The 22,383-nt window shown below is 42.9% G+C and carries 17 protein-coding genes; 9 read left to right on the top strand and 8 right to left on the bottom strand.

Annotation, left to right across the window (positions count from 1 at the left end; genetic code table 11):
- Window positions 1-31 precede the first annotated feature (31 nt).
- The 3 genes from JFC08_RS02710 to JFC08_RS02700 all read right to left on the bottom strand — a co-directional run bounded on the left by JFC08_RS02710 (window position 32) and on the right by JFC08_RS02700 (window position 2,648).
- Entirely contained in the window at window positions 32-832 is an 801-nt protein-coding gene (locus JFC08_RS02710; RefSeq protein WP_198329618.1) for a transporter substrate-binding domain-containing protein, read from the bottom strand.
- A 311-nt stretch (window positions 833-1,143) separates the two neighbouring features.
- Window positions 1,144-1,941: an ABC transporter ATP-binding protein gene (locus tag JFC08_RS02705; protein WP_045443533.1), complete on the bottom strand. Its 798-nt coding sequence runs from the start codon at window positions 1,939-1,941 to the stop codon at window positions 1,144-1,146.
- A 383-nt stretch (window positions 1,942-2,324) separates the two neighbouring features.
- The gene (locus JFC08_RS02700) at window positions 2,325-2,648 is read right to left on the bottom strand and encodes a hypothetical protein (protein WP_198329617.1); all 324 of its coding nucleotides are present in this window, start codon (window positions 2,646-2,648) and stop codon (window positions 2,325-2,327) included.
- A gap of 450 nt (window positions 2,649-3,098) precedes the next feature.
- On the opposite strand from JFC08_RS02700, the gene JFC08_RS02695 reads away from it, so the two are divergent.
- The 6 genes from JFC08_RS02695 (at window position 3,099) to JFC08_RS02670 (ending at window position 9,710) form a co-directional block, all read left to right on the top strand.
- Window positions 3,099-4,400 carry a glutamate-5-semialdehyde dehydrogenase gene (locus JFC08_RS02695; RefSeq protein ID WP_198329616.1) on the top strand — a complete coding sequence of 434 codons (1,302 nt, stop codon included), beginning with the start codon at window positions 3,099-3,101 and terminating at the stop codon, window positions 4,398-4,400.
- Between the two features lie 181 nt (window positions 4,401-4,581).
- Complete coding sequence (locus tag JFC08_RS13855) at window positions 4,582-5,352, top strand: ribonuclease domain-containing protein (RefSeq protein ID WP_198329615.1); 771 nt, start codon at window positions 4,582-4,584, stop codon at window positions 5,350-5,352.
- A 1-nt stretch (window position 5,353) separates the two neighbouring features.
- The gene (locus tag JFC08_RS02685) at window positions 5,354-5,722 is read left to right on the top strand and encodes a barstar family protein (RefSeq protein ID WP_198329614.1); all 369 of its coding nucleotides are present in this window, start codon (window positions 5,354-5,356) and stop codon (window positions 5,720-5,722) included.
- Between the two features lie 89 nt (window positions 5,723-5,811).
- Window positions 5,812-7,086, top strand: coding sequence for a sodium/glutamate symporter (gltS, locus tag JFC08_RS02680; protein ID WP_045453577.1), 1,275 nt, complete (start codon window positions 5,812-5,814; stop codon window positions 7,084-7,086).
- Window positions 7,087-7,227: 141 nt separating this feature from the next.
- Entirely contained in the window at window positions 7,228-7,476 is a 249-nt protein-coding gene (locus tag JFC08_RS02675; RefSeq protein ID WP_198329613.1) for a DUF2164 domain-containing protein, read from the top strand.
- A 179-nt stretch (window positions 7,477-7,655) separates the two neighbouring features.
- Window positions 7,656-9,710 carry a WG repeat-containing protein gene (locus tag JFC08_RS02670; protein ID WP_198329612.1) on the top strand — a complete coding sequence of 685 codons (2,055 nt, stop codon included), beginning with the start codon at window positions 7,656-7,658 and terminating at the stop codon, window positions 9,708-9,710.
- A 71-nt stretch (window positions 9,711-9,781) separates the two neighbouring features.
- Here the strand turns inward: JFC08_RS02670 and glyA are convergent, their stop codons facing one another.
- The 3 genes from glyA to JFC08_RS02655 form a co-directional block, all read right to left on the bottom strand.
- Window positions 9,782-11,038, bottom strand: a complete 1,257-nt coding sequence (gene glyA / locus JFC08_RS02665; protein WP_055123466.1) for a serine hydroxymethyltransferase — start codon at window positions 11,036-11,038, stop codon at window positions 9,782-9,784.
- A gap of 458 nt (window positions 11,039-11,496) precedes the next feature.
- Window positions 11,497-12,000, bottom strand: coding sequence for a chorismate--pyruvate lyase family protein (locus JFC08_RS02660; RefSeq protein WP_198329611.1), 504 nt, complete (start codon window positions 11,998-12,000; stop codon window positions 11,497-11,499).
- A 65-nt stretch (window positions 12,001-12,065) separates the two neighbouring features.
- Window positions 12,066-13,436, bottom strand: a complete 1,371-nt coding sequence (locus JFC08_RS02655) for a GNAT family N-acetyltransferase (protein WP_198329610.1) — start codon at window positions 13,434-13,436, stop codon at window positions 12,066-12,068.
- Window positions 13,437-14,170: 734 nt separating this feature from the next.
- Between JFC08_RS02655 and JFC08_RS02650 the strand changes: the two genes are divergently transcribed.
- Window positions 14,171-16,390 carry an NADP-dependent isocitrate dehydrogenase gene (locus JFC08_RS02650; RefSeq protein WP_109592386.1) on the top strand — a complete coding sequence of 740 codons (2,220 nt, stop codon included), beginning with the start codon at window positions 14,171-14,173 and terminating at the stop codon, window positions 16,388-16,390.
- A gap of 325 nt (window positions 16,391-16,715) precedes the next feature.
- On the opposite strand, the gene icd is transcribed toward JFC08_RS02650, so the two are convergent.
- Entirely contained in the window at window positions 16,716-17,975 is a 1,260-nt protein-coding gene (gene icd, locus JFC08_RS02645; RefSeq protein WP_198329609.1) for an NADP-dependent isocitrate dehydrogenase, read from the bottom strand.
- Between the two features lie 461 nt (window positions 17,976-18,436).
- On the opposite strand from icd, the gene JFC08_RS02640 reads away from it, so the two are divergent.
- Together JFC08_RS02640 and copM are read left to right on the top strand one after the other, a co-directional pair.
- Entirely contained in the window at window positions 18,437-19,063 is a 627-nt protein-coding gene (locus JFC08_RS02640; RefSeq protein ID WP_055123471.1) for a pseudouridine synthase, read from the top strand.
- 264 nt (window positions 19,064-19,327) lie between these two features.
- Window positions 19,328-20,134 carry a CopM family metallochaperone gene (gene copM, locus JFC08_RS02635; RefSeq protein WP_198329608.1) on the top strand — a complete coding sequence of 269 codons (807 nt, stop codon included), beginning with the start codon at window positions 19,328-19,330 and terminating at the stop codon, window positions 20,132-20,134.
- A gap of 179 nt (window positions 20,135-20,313) precedes the next feature.
- Here the strand turns inward: copM and JFC08_RS02630 are convergent, their stop codons facing one another.
- The gene (locus JFC08_RS02630) at window positions 20,314-22,317 is read right to left on the bottom strand and encodes a M61 family metallopeptidase (protein ID WP_198329607.1); all 2,004 of its coding nucleotides are present in this window, start codon (window positions 22,315-22,317) and stop codon (window positions 20,314-20,316) included.
- Window positions 22,318-22,383 lie beyond the last annotated feature (66 nt).

Raw genomic sequence — 22,383 nt, 5'->3', positions numbered from 1 at the left:
TTTGCTATTCCTTCATTTTTCAATCAGAAGATTATTGACCAAAGTTCGCTTGCTCAAGACGTGCCAGCTCACCGTTACTACGGATTTCGCTGAGTGCTTTATTAAAGTCGTCTCTGAGTGCGTCACCTTTACGAACAGCAATGGCAATATTGTCGTCATTGTCAATTTCGTCACCAACGATACCAAAGCCTTCAGGGTTGTCTGCCAACCATGATTTGGCAGAGACTTTTTCCGCCAATACTGCATCGCTACGACCAGACTTTAGATCCAGATAAGCATTGTCATAATTGTCATACAACTGCACAGTATTGCCGTCTTTGCCTTCATAGTTATCTTGTAAATAAGCGCCAGGCGTGGTTGAACGTTGACCACCAAGTGTCAAGTTTTTGATCGCCATAGGATCAAAACTGCCTTTGGTATCGGTCAGCCAAACCATCGTATTGGCAAAGTAAGGCTCGGTAAAGTCGACTTTTTCTTGACGCTCAGGTGTAATAGACATACCCGCAATCACTGCATCATATTTTTGTGCTAAAAGACCCGGAATAATACCATCCCAATCTTGAGCGACGATTTCACATTTGGCTTGCATCTGTTTACACAAGGCATTGGCAACGTCAATATCGTAGCCTGCCAAGCTGCCATCAGCATTGGTGTAGTTAAAAGGAGGATAAGCACCTTCGGTCGCGATACGAATGGTCTTGCCAGCCGTTTCTGCTGCAGCGGCGTCAGTGTTGCTATCAGTAGTTTCATTAGCCGGTTGACTACAGGCGCTCAGCATCAATGCGGCGGTAACGGTCATCGATGACCACAATAGGCGAGAATTCGACATCATACATTCCTTAAATTCTGATGGGTTTTTAATGTAGGGTTCTGATATTTTGTTCTCTGACGTCCCTGCCAGACAAGCAATATAGATAGCAGAATACACAAGCAGCCGTCATTATCGACCACCTGTAAACCTTTTGATAATACCTGAGTAAAATATCAAAAACAAACGTTTTACATACCGACTGTTATTAACGAGTAATAAACGGTCAACGCTGCTTACTAAGCAGTAATTTTACGCTTAAAATAAAATGACGATAGGGTGGTAAGAATATTACCACCCCATTTTTGCGTATAAAACGGATACTAAATACGAGGCTAGTTCTGACGATGCGATGCCATAAAGTCTTTGACACGCTCAGAGGTAGGATTATCAAAAACTTGCTCAGGCGTGCCAATCTCTTCAATCACGCCTTGATGCAAGAACACCACTTTGCTTGATACTTCTCTCGCAAAACGCATCTCATGGGTGACGATAAGCATAGTGCGCCCCTCTTCTGCCAACTCACGCATGACAGCGAGCACTTCATTGACCAGCTCAGGATCTAAGGCTGAGGTTGGCTCATCGAATAGTAGCACCTGTGGCTGCATGGCAAGCGCACGGGCAATAGCGACACGCTGACGCTGACCGCCAGATAAATTCGCTGGATACGCGTCTTTTTTATCAAGCAAACCGACTTTATCGAGCAGTTTTTCAGCATCGCTAATGGCTTGATCTTTTTTAATCTTTAAAACTTGCGTTGGCCCTTCGATGATGTTTTGCAAAATCGTTTTATGCGGCCACAAGTTAAAGTTTTGGAAAACAAAACCCACGCGCGCGCGCAAGTTTTCCAATTGCTTGATATCGACCGCTTGCAGCTCACCTGACTTGGCAGGCTTGAGCATCAGCTCATCATTACCGATAATAATACGACCTTGATTGGGCTTTTCGAGCAAATTAATGCAGCGCAACAAGGTAGATTTACCTGAGCCTGATGAGCCCAAAATAGAGATGACATCACCGTCATATGCGGTAAGGGACACTCCTTTTAGCACTGCCAATGAGCCATAGCTTTTATGGACGTCTTGTAAATCTAAGGCGATAGGCCGAGTCGGATCTTTTGCAATATCAAGCATGGTTCAGCAGACTTCCAATAAATATGAGTGAAAACACGAATAAAAATAAATAAAAAATAGCGGCATAGGCAGCATAAATAGTATCAGCATCAATCATAGCATTATTGTGATAAGGCAATGATTCGTGACACAAATAGAAAAAATGTCACATTGTCTCTTATTACACAGCAAAAAGGCAAATCCTGTATTGAACCAGATGCTCAATCAGTGGTAAATAAATATTAATAAGCCACTAAATAGATAACACAAAAAAGCCCAGACTGTATTTACAGCGCTGAGCCTTATTTTATCACTTTCGTGTACTGGGCGTAGTTTTATCTGATTATCTAGTTTTATTCGCTTATATCATCAACTAATGATAACTAGTTAATCAAGATAGCGATTTAATACGTCGAGACATGTTCTTCGCTCTCAGTACCATCTAGCACTTCGGCGTCATCTGCTGTTGCCACCGCCACATCATCATTACTACCCACTGCCATGCCATCATCGGCGCTAGCAACTGCAATATCATCATCTTCGCCTGCTGTCGCAACACCAGTGGCTTCATCCTCTACCGCTGTTTGTGCATCAACGGCTGGAGCAGTTTCCATAGGGGCTTCTTCTTTCTTACCGCAAGCGCCCAATGTCAATGCCGCGGCAACCAAACCAACTGTCAGCAAGCTTTTACGCGTGGTGTTGTCGATAGTGTCATTTCTAATAGACATTTTTATTCTCCATCATTATTTCATTTATTGAATTGTATTTGACGAGCAACCATTCGTACATGAATGTCTGCCCTTTAATTGCTTTTTGATGCACCGTTAAGCTCTACTATACGTATGATTAATGCTAGCTACCTTAGTAGTTACAACGCAGTTCTGTTAAAACCACGTAACCGAAAGCTTGCGTTTTTGCTTTCTCTAAAATGATATTTGTATCATGAAGTGGCAAGGACTCAGTAATGGTAAAGTCAGTAAAATGAGGCGACGACCATGCTCATAAACGCTATGTAAAGCAGGCACTGTTCACAAAATCATCTTTACTATCGCCTCAATCTCCTCTATGTTAAATAGCATAATACCTGACAGGTATCAAAATCATCTTTTTGCCACATTTTCGCCTTTTTGGGCGCTTTCATTTGCTTAAAACATTTATAACCATAAGGAAAATAATTTATGAGTCAATCGAATACCACAGACGTTACTGCCTATATGCAAGCTGTTGGCAAACAAGCACGAGCAGCTTCTCGTTTACTGGCTGCGGCAAACACTGGTGACAAAAACTCAGCATTAATGGCGATTCATGATGTATTAAAAGAGGCCAAATCAGATATTTTGGCCGCCAATAAAATCGATATGGATAATGGACAAAGCAACGATTTAGAGGCAGCCTTACTGGATCGCTTAGCGCTAAATGATGCCCGCTTTGACGGTATGCTCCAAGGGTTAAAAGACGTCGCCTCATTACCAGACCCTATCGGCGAAGTCACTGACATGACCTATCAGCCATCAGGGATTCATTTGGGTAAAATGCGGGTGCCGCTCGGCGTCGTCGGTATGATTTATGAGTCGCGCCCTAATGTGACCTTAGAAGCGGCTTCATTGGCGCTAAAATCAGGCAACGCTATTATCTTGCGCGGCGGCTCTGAAGCGTTTGAATCCAACCAAGCGATTGCCAAGTGTATCTTGGAAGGACTACAAAAAGTCGGGCTGTCTGAGCACAGTGTGCAAGTATTACAAACGACAGCTCGTGCTGCTGTCGGCGAGCTGATCACCATGACAGATTATGTCGATGTCATTGTCCCACGCGGTGGCAAAGGATTGATTGAACGTATCAGCCGTGATGCTCGTGTTCCTGTCATCAAGCATTTAGATGGCAACTGCCATACCTTTATCGATAGCGATGCAGATGCCGAAATCGCCATCAAAGTCAGCGTCAATGCAAAAACCCATCGCTACGGTACGTGTAATACTATGGAGACGCTATTGATCGACGAATCAGTCGCGGGTGCGCTATTGCCAAAGATTGCCGAAGCCATCATCGCCGCTGACGATGCGATGCAATTGCGCCTTGATGACAAGTCGCAAGCCATCTTAAATGACAATGCTAAGCTTGCTGGACATTTGTCTGCGGCCACTGCTGAGGATTGGGATACCGAATATTTAGCGCCTATCTTAGCGGTAAAAGTCTTGTCAGGTATTGACGAAGCCATTGAACATATCAATACTCATGGCAGCCATCATACCGACGTCATCATTACCGACAACTATACCAAGTCGCAACGTTTCATCCGTGAAGTCGACTCGGCGAGCGTTATGATTAACGCCTCTAGCCGTTTTGCCGATGGCTTTGAGTATGGATTGGGTGCCGAGATTGGCATCTCGACCGATAAAATCCACGCTCGTGGTCCAGTAGGACTTGAAGGTCTCACCTCACAAAAATGGATCGTGTATGGTCATGGTGAGACTCGCGTCTAACGTCTTATCGCTTAGCCTATCATCCACTCTCTCATTTAACGTATAATCCACAAAAAAACGCCAGCTCCATTGCTGGCGTTTTTTAGTAGTGTCAAATATGTCATATATGCGGCATCAAAACCATATGTATGGTAGAAGTCATGCGGCACGATAATGAAACAAGCGATAGGAAAGTGGGCTTATGCAGAGTGGTAAAATCAAGCACTGGAATTCAGATAAAGGCTATGGCTTTATCGATGTAGACAATCAAAGTGAAGACGTGTTTTTTCATGTGAGTAAAGTGCGATTATCACAGCCGATAACCGTTGGTCAAAGCGTCTATTTTAATAGTGAGCGTAATGATAAAAACCAACTACGAGCCACTGAAGTCACTTCCAACGAATTGCGTATTTTAGCCACTCCAGACTCAAATATAACCAATCACTATTCAAATACTAACAGCCGAAACAACTCTATTGATAATAACAAAAACCCGCGACACACTACCCGTGACAATCGTCATCATCATCGTGGCAACCAAAACAAGAGAAGCTTAGGATCTACCCTATTTAGTTTGATTGCTCTTATTGCCGTCGCTGTTTACTTTTTTGGTGATTTGTCGTCTGGGTTTTTGACCGATAGTATTGCCCCAACAGCGGTATCACAAACCTCATCCGAGACCCAGCCAGTAAAGACAAGCGGCGTCACGGGCGATGCTCAGATAGACAATACCATTGCCCTTATTCAACGAGGCGGGCCTTTTCCTTATCCTCATAAAGATGGCACGACATTTTATAATCGTGAGGGCAGATTGCCCGCGCAGTCGCAAGGCTACTACCGCGAATATACCGTGCCGACCCCTGGCGTGTCACATCGCGGTGCACGGCGTATCGTCACAGGTGGTCATCCACCGACCGTGTATTACTTAACCGTTGATCACTATGACAGCTTTCGCAGACTGGACGTAAAATAATATGAGTAAAGCCATCCACTATATTAATCTGAGTTTTGACCAAGATATTAACCAAAAAACTACAGCACTAAATGCTAGCATGCCCGCTCAGACTGTTAACATACCGGTAGACGAGATACTCAATAAAACCACATTATTAACAAACTTAGCCAATGCCTGTGATTTTCCCAGCTATTTTTCACATAACTGGGATAGCGCATGGGACTGTTTAACGGACAGCGAAGTGACTCACCTGATGATGGATCTAACAGCGGTGAAAAAAATAAACAACGAAGATTTTAATGTTTTCAAAAGCATCATTGAAGATGCCTACAGAGATTTTGGCAAGCCGCAATTATGGGTTATTATGCCGTCCGTGGATGATGCCTAGTCGCCAATCACCACACAAACCTGAATTCGAGATAAAACCATATTTATCCCGAATTCAGGTTAATTTATTTTTATAGAAAGGATTAATATATGGAAATTACCCTAAACGGCTATTACACGCTGATACTAGCCACTCTAGTGCTGCTGCTTGGGCGCTTTTTGGTCAAGAAAATTAAATTCTTAGAAGATTTTAACATTCCAGAGCCTGTTGCTGGTGGTTTGGTCGCAGCAATAGTGGTCTATATTCTAAATATCATTTGGGGATATAGTTTTAACTTTCATCAAGGATTACAGACGGCTACCATGCTGATGTTTTTTGCCTCTATTGGTTTGAGTGCTGATTTTAGTAGACTCAAAGCTGGTGGTACGCCATTGTTGATTTTTACCATCGTTGTGTCCGTTTTTATCGTCTTGCAAGATGTCGTTGGTGTGGCCATGGCAAGCGCGTTGGGACTTGATCCACTACTTGGATTAGTGACAGGTTCTATCGCCCTGACTGGTGGTCACGGCACGGCAGGTGCTTGGGGTATCACCTTGGAGCAAGATTACGGTGTGGTCGGTGCAACGACGCTTGGTATCGCCGTTGCTACCTATGGCTTAGTCGCTGGCGGTATCATTGGTGGTCCTGTTGCCCGTCGCCTGATTCAAAAGCTGGGGTTAAAACCAACACCCGCCAATCCCAATCCTAGTGACATCGAAAAAGTCGCTGGTGCGCAGTCGCTTTATAGCACCAAACATGATGAAGATTCGGCGAGTAGTAATAAAGAAATTTTCGAAAGACCTGATAGCATGCGCTTTATCACCGCCTCTTCTACTATTGAAACATTGGCATTGTTTGCCGCAGCGTTGGCCTTCGCCGATGTCATGACGCTTGTTGCCCAAGGCACGTGGTTTGAGCTACCTACCTTCGTTTGGGCGTTGGCAGGTGGTGTGATTATTCGTAATGTCTTAACCACTATCTTTAATTTTGATATGTTTGATCGCTCTATCGACGTATTTGGTAACGCTTCTTTGAGTCTGTTCTTAGCCATGGCGCTGCTGTCATTGAAGCTATGGCAGCTGACTGATTTGGCAGGCCCTGTGTTGATTATCTTATTGGTACAGACGGTCATTATGGTTGTTTATGTCTATTTCATAACCTTTAAGGTGATGGGTAAAGACTATGATGCAGCGGTCTTGTCAGCTGGACATTGTGGTTTCGGTATGGGTGCGACGCCAACGGCGATTGCCAATATGCAGGCGGTCACGGATCGCTATCTGCCTTCGCCTAAGGCGTTTTTGATTGTGCCAATGGTTGGTGCATTCTTTGTCGATATCGTCAACGCGACGATCTTGCAGATATTTACTAAACTGCCGTTTATGTAATTTTATAAGCAATAAAGTCGAATTAACCTGAATAAGGCTGGGCTACGCTATCGTAACCCAGCTTTTTTATTGGTTATCCAACCTTCCTATAAAGGTATGATTGAACTAAGCTAGATCATTACCTAGTATTGAGAGAATGATATGAGTAAAGACAAAATTATTAAGTTATCAAAGGAAGAGGAAGAAGCGCTGTTAGATAATTTGAGAGATTATATGAGCGAAGAGTTTGATTTGGATATCGGTAATTTGCCTGCCAAGTTCTTATTCGATTTTATGGTGGACTTGATCGGCTCTAAAATATATAACCAAGCCATCGATGATGCTGAGCCTTGGTTATATGAGAGATTTATGGGCATATTAGAAGACAGTCATGCGTTAAAGAAGGATTAGCTACTATTTTCTACGACACATAAAAACCGCCTAGCAAACGCTAAGCGGTTTTTCATTTAAAGCTTAAGACTCACTGATTTTTAGCATAAACCAAGTACAGTAACGGATGAGAATATTTGTCTGGACTTAACTTAGTTGTCTACCTACTATTGAACTAATGATGACTATTGTAGATATTTATGTTCTTTAATCCGATTTTCTCAAAACTGAAGGTCAGCCTCGCTCTAGCGACAACGTTATTTGCACAAATTGCTTGGGCAAATGACTCATTGACCGAGGTATGTAAAAAGCCACCTATCGCAAACTACGAGAGTATTGATTGCTTAAGTGAAGGATTAGCACGAGTAATGCGTACTACTTTTAAAAGCCCATATAATTACGACAAATATGGTTATGTTGACGCTTCAGGACAAATCATTGTACCACTGCAATATGATAAGGCTAAATCTTTTAATGAAGGGTTGGCCGCTGTCGCGACATCTCGCCCATTGGCAAATATCGTTATGCTAGATAAATGGGGCTTTATCAATGAAAAGGGCAACACTATTGCTTCATTACAATATGAAAATGTTGAGTCTTTTTCTGAAGGCTTAGCAATGGTTGAGAAAAACAATAACAGTGGGTTTATCAATAAAACTGGAGAGGAAGTCATCCCACTACAATATAGTAATGCTGGGTCTTTTTCTGAAGGCATGGCAAGAGTTCAAAAAGATGATAAATGGGGTTTTATTAATAGAGCTGGAGAGGTTGTTATCCCTATCCAGTATGACTATGTAAACTCTTTTTCTGAAGGGTTAGCCGTCGTCGAAAAGGCTGGGAAATATGGATTTATCAATAAACAGGCCGATGAAATTATCCCTCCACAATATGGCAATGCAACCTCTTTTAGTGAGGGCTTAGCCAGTGTAACCATGGCTGAACACTATCCATCCTCAGATGATCATTATGGATTTATTGATAAAAAAGGAGATTTTGTCATTCCAGAGCAGTTTAATAGCGCTCACTCTTTTAAGCAGGGTATCGCACGGGTAGAAAAAGAAGGCAAATGGAGTCTCATCGACCAAAGCGGAAATAAAATCACTCCTATACAGTACAGTGCTATTGAAGTTTTCGATGAAGGGCTAGCCCGCGTTGAGAAGAATGATAAGTTTGGCTTTATTAATAGAGCGGGTCATGAGGTCATACCTACAGAATATGATTCTGTCGAAGACTTTAGTCAAGGGTTAGTTATCGTCACAAAAGAAAATAAAAAAGGGGTTATCGATAGCACAGGTAATGTCATTGTGGCTGTGGAATTCGACAATATCTCGCACACTGCCGACGGTATTATACATATCTCTCAAGCAGGTAAATCTGGTTTTTTAGATGCGTCAGGCAAAGTCATCTCACCACCAAAATACGATGAGGCTGGTGTATTTATTGATGGTCTAGCGTGGGTTAAAAAGGATGATAAATATGGTTTCATTGACAAGTTAGGTAACGCAGTTATCCCCTTGCAATATGAGAATGTTTTGGATTTTAATAAAGGTCTCGCCCCTGTCACTAAAAATGGTCAATCAGGGTTTGTAGATACGACAGGAGCTATAATTATCCCTCTACAGTATGATTATACTTGGCATTTTGATAAAGACTTATTAGCAGTTGATATAGACGGTATGATGGGGCTAATCAATCAAATTGGCCAAGTGGTCATACCGTTAGAATACGACAAAATTGATACGTTTGAAGCAGGTTTAGCACCCGCTCAAAAAGACGGATTATGGGGCTTTATTGATACCAAAAATAAAACCGTTGTTCCCTTTAAATACGATAAGGTTGAGCCTTTTACCAATGGTATAGCTCACGTCACCAAAAAGACTAAAGTAGGCTTGGTAGATAAACTAGGTAAAGAGATTGTGCCAGTACAGTTCAATGACCTTAATTTTTTAGATTTAACGTATATTAATTTTTTGGATGAAGCTCTAAAAGGTGCAACGACCTTTAAATTAGAAGATGAGCAAGACAATATCTTAGCTGTAGTAGATAACAAAACCAAATTTTCAAAAGATAGTCTATGGTATTTTGAAGGAGATATAGATATCACCAGTGTGAAACAAGACGCACAATTAGGATATTTCGATAATGACATCGCTATTATTCCGCAGAACCAAGACGCTATAAAGCCTTTTAATAAAGGCGTCATACTTGTTAAAAAAGAAGGCAGTATATTTTATCTCAAAACAGAAGTGAGCTGACCATAAAAAAACCGCCTAGCCATTCAGCTAAGCGGTTTTTTATTTTAAGCTTCAAACTCAAAGCTTAAGACTTACTGATTTTTTTCGTAAACTGGTAACTCTTTGCAGATCGCTTCTACTTTACCGCGTACTTCAGTAGCGACCGCTTCATCACCGCGGCTATCTAGTACATCACAAATCCAACCTGCCAAATCACCCGCTTGCGCTTCGTTGAAGCCGCGAGTAGTGATTGCTGGCGTGCCGATACGGATACCAGACGTCACGAACGGCGATTTTGGATCATTTGGTACGGCGTTTTTATTCACAGTAATATGCGCATCGCCAAGCCATTTGTCCGCTTCTTTACCCGTCATTTCTTGCTTAACGAGGCTGATCAGCATGAGATGGTTTTCCGTACCGCCAGATATGATTTCATAGCCGCGGTCTTGAACCACTTTTGCCATCGCTTTAGCGTTTTTAACCACTTGCTGCTGATAAGTAGAAAAGTTATCTTCTAACGCTTCTTTAAAGCAAACCGCTTTTGCCGCGATGACATGCATCAACGGGCCACCTTGGTTACCTGGGAATACGGCAGAATTGAGCTTTTTAGCAAGTACTTCATCACGTGCCAAAATCATACCTGAACGTGGGCCACGTAGGGTTTTGTGCGTAGTCGTTGTAACCACATCAGCGAACGGTACTGGGTTTGGATAAACACCACCAGCAACTAGACCAGCAACGTGCGCCATATCTACTAGCAAATAAGCGCCAACTTCATCAGCGATTTCACGGAAACGTGCCCAATCGACTACCTGTGAATACGCTGAAAAACCAGCAATAATCATTTTAGGCTTATGCTCTTTTGCCAAACTTTCAACTTGGTCATAATCGATAAGACCAGTGCCTTCGACCAAGCCGTACTGTACAGCATTGTAGTTCAGACCTGAAAAGTTAATGTGTGCGCCGTGAGTCAAGTGACCACCTGCGTCTAAGCTCATGCCTAGTACGGTGTCATTTGCTTCAAGTAACGCTAAAAATACGGCAGAGTTTGCTTGGCTACCAGAATGTGGCTGGACGTTGACGTACTCAGCACCGAACAACTCTTTTGCACGATCAATCGCCAATTGCTCTACAACGTCTACATGCTCACAACCACCATAGTAACGCTTACCAGGATAGCCTTCAGCGTATTTGTTGGTTAGATCTGTACCTTGCGCTTCCATCACTGCTTGCGAGCAGTAGTTTTCAGACGCAATCAATTCGATATGGTTTTCTTGACGAACGCTTTCTGCAGCCATCGCTTCAGCAAGTACTGGATCAAAATCTTTGATAGAAATATCTTTAAACATAGTGATGTCCTAGGTAGTGACTGTCATTGAAAAATGTCGTTGAAAAGAAGCTTATAGGCTGCCCACAATAAAACAATTACTGTGTCAACGTCGCTCAAAGTACCAGCGGTACTTTTACGCTCAGTTTTATGGTATGACCATTATTGTGAATTGAGTCTATTAGCAAAGATAAGTAGGAGTAAGCAGAGGCAATAGGCCTGTCATTAACTTGTCCAATTCGGCAATAAACTCGATACGCGTTGGCATCAAAATCATCGCTAAACATTAAGTGTAACATGAAAATTTGTGCGGTGAGCGCAAAAAAACCTCACTGTAAGCTGAGTGAATTAAATGGTGATATAACTCAGATAAATAGCCAATAAAATAAATGGTTTACCGCTATCATATTGCTCCTAGCCTGTTGTTGGTCAGCAGATTATTAGCGATATTTATCTATTGACTGGCTACTTAACGGATATTTAACTGTCAGTAGTGACAAATGCTGGCAAAAAAGTTTCGCTGATCAGCAGCTGGCGACCATACCAATCATAACGTGTTTGCCGTTGCCAACCTTCACTTGTCTGCTGGATAAAACGCTGATTGGGTAAGGTTCGACTGCGTTTAAATAACACATAACCGATGGGTGTGCCTTTGAGCTGCTGTAGACGGCGGGCGTGACCTTTGAGACTGGGTAACGGAAAGATACTTTGCGCGGCCACCCACGGGCGTGCGTCATTGCCATATAGTTGCGCTTCACGCACCCATGCTAGCATGGGACGATTTAGCATGGCACCTGTGACATTCAATTGTTTTTTTTGTGCCAATGACAGCAATCGGTAGCCCTCAAAGCTACGCTCCACGCGCAAGGGCTGCCCTGCTTTCACTTCCAACACCGCCGTGAGAGAGCCTGCGACATTGAGCCACGAGAGTAGCTCACTAGGAGGAGACAAATGGGTAAGACAAATAAAAGGAGTACTGGACATAGTTAACGGCTAATAGTGACATAATAATAAAAAAGAAAGCGAGCGTTAGGCGTATTAAGCAAAGCCTATTGATTGGTATCAAAGGCTGGCATATTATCCGCATTAAAGGGCAATGCCTCAAACGCTTGCTGACGATACTGCGCCATATGCTCACGGTCTTGGGCGCAAAAATTGGCGATAGCTGGCACAAAACATGGGTCATAAATACGGTGGATAGAGTGTGTCGTCGTTGGAATAAAACCACGAACCAGCTTATGCTCCCCTTGCGTACCCGGATCAAAATACTTAAGCCCTTGCTCGACGGCAAATTCAATACCTTGATAATAACACAGCTCAAAGTGTAAGCTATCGTACTCACCCAGTGCTCCCCAATAGCGACCATAAAGAGTGGCATTTTCGCTATGGCGATCATCGTATAAAAATAAGCTACTGGCGATAATTTCTCCAGAGGCATCTAACGCTTGTGCGAGCATTAAGTGCTCAGACATAGTCGCTGCCAGTGCCATAAAAAAATCTATCGTCAGATAAGGCTGTTGTCCACGTACTGCATAGGTCATCACATAACAATGATAAAAGGCTTTCCAGTCCTCGTCAGTAATAGCGGCACCGCATTTACGTTGGCAGATGATGCCTTGCTCGGCGACCTTACGACGCTCAGCACGGATGGTTTTGCGTTTTTTGGCTTTTAGCGTCGCTAAGAATGCTTCAAAATCAGCAAACGGTTGGCAGTCTTGTAGCAAGTCTTTATTTTGCCATAAGAACTGGCAGCCTTGACGTTCCAGTATGGGCATGTCAATTGCGGTTGATTCTAAACCATTATCTTGAGCGGCTAGCAAATGCGCTACATCAATATCAGTAGGCATAGATGCCGTGGCAATTGTAGCCAATTCAGGCGTAATGAATAATCCGTGCCAGCTTGAGGCACCTACTTGCTGAGCAATATCATCGACGCCTGCGATAGCTGTCTTTATGATATCGGTGGTTAACGTCTCACCTTTTGCCAACCAAAGCCGCTGACCCGTAATCGGTGTATAGGGCACGCTGGTGACCAGCCTTGGATAATAATCCACCCCATAACGCGCATAAGCTTCTGCCCATGAATGGTCAAACACAAACTCGCCACGATGATGACCTTTTAGGAATACTGGCAACACCGCCACAGGATGCGTGACTGTTTGCGCAGCTTCGTTAATCGCAGAATGGTTTTCGCTATGGTTTTCATTATGATCAGCGTGGTCTATCGAGCTGTCGCTTTGACTATTTGCGACACGATGTACCAACACAAATATCGGCAACCAGCCTGCCTGCTCACCAATCGCGCCAGTGTCAGCTAGCGCCTGCCAAAAAGCAAACGACATAAAAGGGGTATCGGGGGTTTGCCAGTCTGCTTGACTCTGCCAGCTGGTGTCATTGAGTAATGCATATTGTAAACTCATAATACTCACTATTTATTTTTATATGGGCGTAGTTTTTTATACCTTGTTTCGTATATGACTAGCCTAGCAAAATTCTACTCAAACTCTGTCACAATTATGCTCTCATAATTGTCAGATATTATGGATAAAACAGATAACAATGCGTTCTCAATAATAAAAGCTACCCCAGTAAAATCATCTCTAAAAACATAGATGATTTGGTTTGTCAGCTCATGTCTGACAGAAGAGTAAGAATCACTTAGTCACGATTCATATCTATGATATGACTGGCAGTTTTTTGAATAATGATTGTATTATTCATCGTTTTATGATGAATATTAGCAGGCAGTGTTTGTATAGAAAGGATGAAATTTTTATCGATGACTGGTAGAATAAGGCTCTTAACAGCTTAATGTAATTAAGACATATTAGAAACAACCGAAAACACTACACTTAGTTCATTATGCGATATTGACATCGTATCAGATTTATAATCAGTTAACTATGATGTAGCGTCCGCACTCTATTTTTAAGTCATTCATATGAGCAGGTCGTTCAGACAAGACAGTCAAACTGCCGCTTAACGAAGAAAAATTCTAAGCAGACTCGATGGTCTCCAAGAAACTGGCTACAAAAAGCTCGCGACACATTATTTAGTATCGTTGCATGATCCATTATTACATCAGAGCTGCATGGAATTATTAACTTATATTTGAGCCTTATTATTAATTACAACTAAAAGGAATGCCCAACTAATGTCTAAAATTATTTATACAAAAACTGACGAAGCACCAGCGCTAGCAACCTTATCATTTTTGCCAATTGTAAAAGCCTTTACTCAAACAGCAGGTATCGAAGTTGAAACCAGCGATATCTCTGTTGCTGCCCGTGTGTTGGCTGAGTTTCCAGAGTACTTAACGGAAGAGCAGCGCGTTCCTGATAATCTGGCTGAGCTGGGTCGTCTGACTCAAGATCCAGACACCAATATCATTAAACTGCCTAATATCAGTGCTTCTGTTGGACAGCTAAAAGCTTGTATCAAAGAGTTGCAAAGCAAAGGCTACGCTATCCCTGATTTTCCAGATGATCCTAAGACAGAAGAAGAAGAAGAGATCCGTAAGCGTTACGGCAAAAGCTTGGGCAGTTCTGTCAACCCAGTATTGCGTGAAGGCAACTCAGATCGCCGTGCACCAAAAGCGGTTAAAAACTATGCACGCAAGCATCCACACTCTATGGGTGAATGGAAGCAATGGTCACAGACCCACGTATCGCACATGCACAGTGGCGATTTCTATGCTGGTGAGCAATCTATCACTTTGGATAAAGCACGTAGCGTACGTATGGAGCGTGTCGCTGAAGATGGCACTATTCATGTCTTCAAAACAGGCATTGCCTTGCTGGACAAAGAAGTCATCGACTTGATGTTTATGAGCAAAAAATCATTACTTGAGTTTTATGAGCGTGAAATGGAAGATTGCCGTGAAGCTGGTATCTTGTTTTCACTGCACGTAAAAGCCACTATGATGAAAGTATCGCATCCTATCGTGTTTGGTCATGCGGTCAAAACTTATTATAAAGATGCCTTTAATAAGCATGGCGCTTTCTTTGACGAGCTAGGTATCAACGTCAACAACGGCATGGCAAGTTTGTACGAAAAAATCGCTGAGCTACCTGCCAGTAAGCGTGAAGAAATCGAACGCGATTTACATGCTTGCCAAGTGCATCGTCCACGCCTAGCGATGGTTGATTCATCAAAAGGTATCACCAACTTCCATTCACCAAGTGATGTGATTGTTGATGCGTCTATGCCAGCGATGATTCGCTCAGGCGGTAAAATGTGGGGCGCTGATGGCAAAATGTATGACTGTAAAGCGGTTATGCCTGAATCTACCTTTGCTCGTATCTATCAAGAAATGATTAACTTCTGTAAATGGCATGGCAATTTTGATCCAACGACGATGGGTACGGTTCCTAACGTTGGTTTGATGGCGCAAAAAGCCGAAGAGTATGGCTCGCATGACAAGACTTTTGAGGCGAGTGGTTCAGGATTGGCTCGTATTGTCGATGAAGATACTGATGAGGTATTGCTTGAGCAGCAGGTTGAAAACGGTGACATTTGGCGCATGTGTCAGGTTAAAGATGAGCCTATCCAAGATTGGGTGAAACTTGCGGTACGCCGTGCCCGTGAATCAGATACACCAGTTATCTTTTGGCTAGACCCTTATCGCCCACATGAGAACGAGTTGATCAAAAAAGTTCAAACTTACTTAAAAGATCATGATACGACAGGCCTGCATATTGAAATCATGTCACAGGTTCGTGCGATGCGTTATACGCTAGAGCGCGTTGCCCGTGGTCTGGATACTATCTCTGCGACCGGTAATATTTTACGTGATTACTTGACTGACTTGTTCCCGATTTTAGAATTAGGAACAAGTGCAAAAATGCTGTCAGTCGTACCATTAATGAAAGGCGGCGGTTTGTTTGAAACGGGCGCTGGTGGTTCTGCACCTAAGCACGTTCAACAGCTACTAGAAGAAAACCATTTACGTTGGGATTCATTGGGTGAGTTCTTAGCCTTGACCGTCTCTTTGGAGCATTTGGCCAGTCACGATAACAATGCTAAAGCGCAAATCTTGGCGGATACGCTAGATACGGCAACAGAAAAACTGTTGTTAAACAACAAAGGTCCTTCACGTAAAACAGGTGAAATCGATAACCGTGGCAGTCATTTTTATCTGGCGATGTACTGGGCACAAGAGCTTGCGGCACAAGATAAAGATGCTGATCTTAAAGCAAAATTTGCACCACTGGCAGAAAAACTTGAGAGCAACGAAGCGGCTATCGTCAAAGAGCTGAATGAAGCTCAAGGCAAGCCTGTCGACTTAAAAGGTTACTACTTGGCAGACGAAGCATTGGCTGAACAAGCGATGCGTCCAAGCACGCTATTCAATGCAGCAATCGCCTCATTGTAATTGAGTCATGTGCTAATACAGCAGATAATTGGGCTTAATTTTCTTTACTTATAAAGAGTTTTGAACCCAGTTAGGTAAAATAAAAACACCGCTTAGGTCTCAGACTTAAGCGGTGTTTTTTATGCTTGAACATAAGACAGTACGTTTAAAACGTTACTTTTAAAATATCACTTATAAACAGCAAAAAACTGCCAATAAAAAAGCCACCTACATAACTTTAGGTGGCTTTTGGACATTGATATGTTCAGCGATACTTTTGTGAATATTGATACTTTTATCAATACTATAAAATTCTGATAACTGCTGACTCAGCTCTATATACTTTTTAAACATCCATGTGCTTGATAACCGCTTTACCAAACTCAGAAGTACTGAGCAAGATAGCATCTGGCATGAGGCGCTCAAAGTCATAAGTGACTGTTTTGTTAGCAATAGCACCTTGGATACCACTAATAATGAGATCAGCGGCTTCTATCCAGCCCATGTCTCTTAACATCATCTCAGCTGATAAAATCAATGAGCCAGGATTTACTTTATTCTGACCCGCATATTTAGGTGCTGTGCCATGAGTTGCCTCATAAACTGCAATTGCGCCGCCTTTGTTAGCGCCCGGTGCGATACCAATACCGCCCACCTCGGCTGCTAGGGCATCAGAGATATAATCTCCATTTAGGTTTAGCGTCGCAACGACTGAATAATCCACAGGACGCATCAAGATTTGCTGCAAAAAGGCATCAGCAATAACATCCTTGATAATAATATCATTGCCTGTTTTTGGATTTTTCATTGTCATCCAAGGACCACCATCTAATAATTCTGCATCAAAGCGTTCTGCGGCCAGCTCATAGCCCCATTCCTTAAATGCCCCTTCGGTATACTTCATAATATTGCCTTTGTGCACTAAAGTCACACTGGGCAAATCATTATCGATAGCATGTTGAATGGCTTTACGCACCAGACGCTGCGAGCCTTCTTTGGATACTGGCTTGATACCGATACCGCAATCATCATCGAAGCGGATCTTCGTAACGCCCATCTCTTCTTTTAAGAATTTGATGATTTTCTTAGCATCCTCACTGCCCGCTTTCCATTCGATACCTGCATAGATATCTTCTGAGTTTTCACGGAAAATGACCATATCTGTCAGCTCAGGATGTTGAACAGGACTTGGTACACCTTCAAACCAACGAACTGGGCGCTGACACACATAGAGGTCAAGCTCTTGACGTACCGCTACGTTCAATGAGCGAAAACCACCGCCAACTGGCGTGGTCAATGGGCCTTTGATACTGATAACATAGTCTTTTAAAATCTCTAGCGTCTCGCTTGGCAGATAGTCACCATCGTATATTTTAGCGGCTTTTTCGCCGAGATAAGCCTCCATCCAAATGATGGACTGTTTGCCATGATAAGCTTTTTCCACTGCCGCATTAACGACTTTTATCATGACAGGCGTGATATCGACCCCGATGCCATCGCCTTCAACGAACGGGATGATAGGATGATTGGGTACATTTAGCGAAAGATCAGCATTTACGGTAATTTTTTCGCCGTCTCTTGGGACGATAACCTTCTCATAAGACATGGATAAAACTCCTTGGTTGTATGTTAGATATCGCAAGCATCCTTAGCACTCTGTTATGCTAGCCACTCTATTATGATTATTTATACCGCTTTAAACGCGGGTGAGCCAAACTAAAAACTCTGAGCAATAGGTAAGTTGCGATATGCTGATAAATGATTTAAAAAATGAATAAGTAAAATAGCGATACAGTGAATAATCATTTATTGACTTAACGATTTATTGAATTAACGATACTGTAAAAATCCCTTTAGTAAAATAGCATCCACACAGACTGTTATAATAACGCGCAAAATAACAAAGATACTTTATATAAAATCAACAAATTTGCAGCTTATAGCGTTGATTTAAAAAAATAACGTTTTATTAGGGTGTGTCCTCATTTTAAAAATGGTGAATTGAGGACACGCTCTAATCTCAAAATACGCACAAAATAATGATTCAAATTTAGGAAATCCCAAACCATGTCAACCTCTAGTCTGATTTTATTCAACAAACCTTATGGGGTGCAAAGTCAATTTCGTGATGACAGCAACAATGATCACACCACCCTATCACAGTATTTTACCGATAAGTCTTTACGGATTGCTGGTAGGCTTGATGCCACCTCAGAGGGTTTGCTGATTTTAACGAGTGATGGTCGAGTCAATAAAGCCATTACCCAGCCACCTTCTGCTGCTAATTTTGCAAAAAACCGTCATAAGCAAGGCAAAACTTACTTGGTGCAAGTTGAAGGCACAGCAACGCCAGCACAGTTGAATGAGCTTGCCTCTGGCGTACATTTAAAAGATGGCAAGACACTACCGGCGACGGCTCTCATGGTAGAAGAGGCAAACTTACCCATTGATTTATGGCAACGTGAGCCGCCTATTCGTGAGCGTAAGAATGTACCGACTTCATGGCTCATGCTGACGATTTATGAAGGTAAGAATCGCCAAGTCAGACGCATGACAGCGCAGGTTGGACTGCCTTGCCTGCGTTTGATACGCTGGTCAGTGGCAGGATTCGAATTGGGTGATTTAGCCGTTGGTGAGTTTGTGCGCATTCATCTCACTAGCGAACGCTGTCAGCAATTAGGCATTCTTGATTAATTATTACTACCAATCTACTGGTATCTCATTGCTGATTGCTCGTGACTGGCATCTGCTTATTTGGGCGTGTCCTCATTTCTATCAGTTTTTTAGATCAGAATACGTTTTAGTCATTGGCTTTGGTAGCAATTAAAACCAATTACGACTTGCTAAACATCGCGTCTCGAACGAGCAAGGTTTATCTGCTAAGCTTCAGAACACCATTATTTAGGTATCATAAGTCTCATCCACTTATCATTTGATTTTTTATTATAGGGATATGTTATGTTTGTTTCTCGTCGTTTGATCTTGTTGGCCACTAGCGTCTCCACGGCGCTTATACTGAGCGCCTGTCAGCCGACAAAAGACAACGATGACACAGATCCTAATGCAACGACCCCACCTGTGACTGATATCGTTGATGCTCCAAATGACGCTGACGCTGACAACGAACTAGTAGGTGGCGAAAACATCGCGGATGAGAGCCAAATGACCGACATACTCAGAGACTACACCAAGTCGATGACGAGAATGCACGATGAGATGATGATTGGTATGAGTTATAACGATCCTGATACCGCCTTTGCCAAAAGCATGATCGGGCACCATCGCGGCGCGTTGGAGCTGGCAAAAATTCAGCTGAAATATGGTACTGACGAAGAGATGCGTCAATTGGCACAAGAGATTATTGCCGCTCAGCAAGTTGAAATCGATATTTTGAATAAATGGCTTGCTAGCCACCCTGATACAGCCAAACCTAAACCCAATACTGAAGCGATGCAGCAAGCCTATGCCAGAAGCATGGATGTCTTAAATGGCGAGATGGTATTGGGTATCGCCGATCCTGTGCCTGACATGGCATTTGCACGTGGTATGCTGCCGCATCATATTGGCGCGGTAGAGATGGCAAACATTCAGCTGACATATGGCACTGACGACGAGATGCGTCAATTGGCACAAGATATCATCGATGGTCAGCAGATGGAGATTGCGCGTATGCAACAATGGATTGCAGATGCTAATACCGATCACAAGGTTAAAGAGACACAGGGCACAAGTGAAGCGGATAATCATCAGCAATCTGATTCTTAAGTGCTGAATTATTAAACGCTGGCTTACCTGTTAATTTTTAATAAACCTTAAAAGACTGCCAGTCATTACACAAAGCCCCTGCCAAATAATATTATTTGGCAGGGGCTTTCATTTTTAATAAATTATTGAACAGCATAGTGAGAACAAATACATTCACATTAATATATTTAGCAATGTATTTAACTTTGATAACGCTCTATAGCGTTAAGCCATGCTTGCCAGCCTGCATCGACTGGAGAAGAATTATCACTGACTCCTGACGATTGATTTGCTTTTGTTAAGTGCAAGCTCACTTTATGCGGAGATGCTTTGTCAATGGCTTCATCAGCCGCCTTAGGCAGCACATTAACACGTATCAACTCATCACGGCGAAAAAGATGACACTCAATATCGCGCTCTACATTACTTAGCAACGCCAATTGTTTACTGTCAGCTTTGATACCATCAAGCGCCACAATAACATCGTTCGCTGAAATACCTGCACTAGCAGCGACACTAGCACGTGTCACGCGATTAACCTTGAGTCCAGCAGGTGTTTCAGTACAGCGCATGCCCCAAGGCACATGCTTGTCAGCCGTCTCTTTGCTATTGCTATGCATGCTAATGCCGTTTGCCGCCAGCAGCGCTTCAATTGGCAACTCTTCAACACCATTGACATAACGATACTCAAAGTCTTCCCAATCCTCTATGGGCATGAACTGCCCAATGACTGTACCCATATCAGCACTACTGATGCCAATACGTTTATTGTCGTTTTGCTTTGCTTGAGTATAAAAAGCCTTGACCACATCAAACAGACGATAGCGACCATTGCTCTTTTGGAGCAGTGTCAAATCCAAGCATAACGCCACCAGTGCGCCTTTGTTGTAATAACTGATACCAGCATTGCCTGTATTTTCATCGTTACGGTATAGCTTAATCCACGCATCAAAGCTCGACTCTGCAACGCTTTGATACGCGCGACCCGCGGTTTGATAGTAACGATTAATTTGCTCAGCCAGTAGCTTGAGATAGCTTGGCTTATCAATCACGCCCGACGCTTGCAACATAAAGTCATCGATATACGAAGTAAATCCCTCAAATACCCATAGCAGTGGTGTAAATGCCTCGCGGCGCAAATCGACATCCAACATAACATCTGGGCGTACCGTTTTGACCCACCACGAATGAAAATACTCATGGCTGCATAAGCCCAAAAATCGCTGATAATCGGTGCTTGGTATTTTTGGCTCATCAAGAGTTGGTAAGTCTCGGCGCGGCGTAATGAGACTGGTCGAATTGATATGCTCAAGTCCACCATAATCCTGACCACTGGCAAAGGTCATAAACGTATAATCATTAAATGGCGCATCACCCAACCAATCTAAATAGCACTGACAGATCTGAGTGACATCCTGCTGTAGCCTACCCATATTGGCGCTATGCTTACCTGAGAGATAAAAACGATGATGTAGCGTCTGATGCGTACTGTCTTGAATAATAAAGTCAAACTTATCCTGTTCTGCAATCTCAAACGGGTAATCAATAAGGTCGTGATAACTATCTGCTTGTAGTCCATAGCTATGCTGCCCATCAAGACGTAGATGCGTAGACTCTAACCCACATGCCAATAGTAGCCGACTCTCATCTTTACCTGCTAAAAATGCTGCTGGCACTACTAAGCTAGCTTGTACCGCTCGATGCTCCTGCCCCTCTACAGCCAATGCAATTGAGGTGAAATTCCCATACAAACGGTGCTGATCGACATAGGCAGTACGTACCGATAAATCATAGCAGTACACTTCATAGTGGACACTGATGGCTTGCCCTGCCTTAGCTTTTGGTAATTGCCACGTGTTTTTATCTATTTTGTGCGCGCGATAAACCTTAGGATGATTATCATCATCCATGATTTGGCTGTCTAATGCTTTACTATCTAGCACCTGACTGTCTAACACCTGATAATGCACCGCGGTAATGTTGCGCGCAAACTCACGCATCAGATAACTGCCTGGTATCCACGCTGGCAGCCAAAGTTGAGGCGCATCATTTACTGCCGTAAAATTGAGCGACACATCAACCAAGTGCTCAGAAAACCGCTCGAAATTGAGTCGATAATTGATATCAGCTTTAGCTTTATGGTGATCGCTGATTGTATTGGCATCCGATAGCTGATTGCGTGAATTATTGGCAAATGAAGTCATTGTCTTTTTATCCTTATTTATATCATTATGGTAAAAGCCATTGTCCAAAAACGCAACTGGCAAACC

This window comes from Psychrobacter cibarius, from assembly GCF_016107535.1.
Lineage (GTDB): Bacteria > Pseudomonadota > Gammaproteobacteria > Pseudomonadales > Moraxellaceae > Psychrobacter > Psychrobacter cibarius.
The sequence above is the reverse complement of the archived record's forward strand: the minus strand, read 5'-3'. Positions and strand labels throughout refer to the sequence as shown.

Bases quoted from the DNA above. Each gene is read 5' to 3' on its own strand.
- JFC08_RS02650 (WP_109592386.1), top strand. From the start codon at position 14,171: ATGTCTAAAATTATTTATACAAAAACTGACGAAGCACCAGCGCTAGCA.
- JFC08_RS02710 (WP_198329618.1), bottom strand. From the start codon at position 832: ATGATGTCGAATTCTCGCCTATTGTGGTCATCGATGACCGTTACCGCC.
- JFC08_RS02640 (WP_055123471.1), top strand. From the start codon at position 18,437: ATGTCAACCTCTAGTCTGATTTTATTCAACAAACCTTATGGGGTGCAA.
- JFC08_RS02700 (WP_198329617.1), bottom strand. From the start codon at position 2,648: ATGTCTATTAGAAATGACACTATCGACAACACCACGCGTAAAAGCTTG.
- JFC08_RS02660 (WP_198329611.1), bottom strand. From the start codon at position 12,000: ATGTCCAGTACTCCTTTTATTTGTCTTACCCATTTGTCTCCTCCTAGT.
- JFC08_RS02695 (WP_198329616.1), top strand. From the start codon at position 3,099: ATGAGTCAATCGAATACCACAGACGTTACTGCCTATATGCAAGCTGTT.
- JFC08_RS02705 (WP_045443533.1), bottom strand. From the start codon at position 1,941: ATGCTTGATATTGCAAAAGATCCGACTCGGCCTATCGCCTTAGATTTA.
- gltS (WP_045453577.1), top strand. From the start codon at position 5,812: ATGGAAATTACCCTAAACGGCTATTACACGCTGATACTAGCCACTCTA.
- JFC08_RS02630 (WP_198329607.1), bottom strand. From the start codon at position 22,317: ATGACTTCATTTGCCAATAATTCACGCAATCAGCTATCGGATGCCAAT.
- copM (WP_198329608.1), top strand. From the start codon at position 19,328: ATGTTTGTTTCTCGTCGTTTGATCTTGTTGGCCACTAGCGTCTCCACG.
- JFC08_RS02670 (WP_198329612.1), top strand. From the start codon at position 7,656: ATGTTCTTTAATCCGATTTTCTCAAAACTGAAGGTCAGCCTCGCTCTA.
- glyA (WP_055123466.1), bottom strand. From the start codon at position 11,038: ATGTTTAAAGATATTTCTATCAAAGATTTTGATCCAGTACTTGCTGAA.
- JFC08_RS13855 (WP_198329615.1), top strand. From the start codon at position 4,582: ATGCAGAGTGGTAAAATCAAGCACTGGAATTCAGATAAAGGCTATGGC.
- JFC08_RS02685 (WP_198329614.1), top strand. From the start codon at position 5,354: ATGAGTAAAGCCATCCACTATATTAATCTGAGTTTTGACCAAGATATT.
- icd (WP_198329609.1), bottom strand. From the start codon at position 17,975: ATGTCTTATGAGAAGGTTATCGTCCCAAGAGACGGCGAAAAAATTACC.
- JFC08_RS02655 (WP_198329610.1), bottom strand. From the start codon at position 13,436: ATGAGTTTACAATATGCATTACTCAATGACACCAGCTGGCAGAGTCAA.
- JFC08_RS02675 (WP_198329613.1), top strand. From the start codon at position 7,228: ATGAGTAAAGACAAAATTATTAAGTTATCAAAGGAAGAGGAAGAAGCG.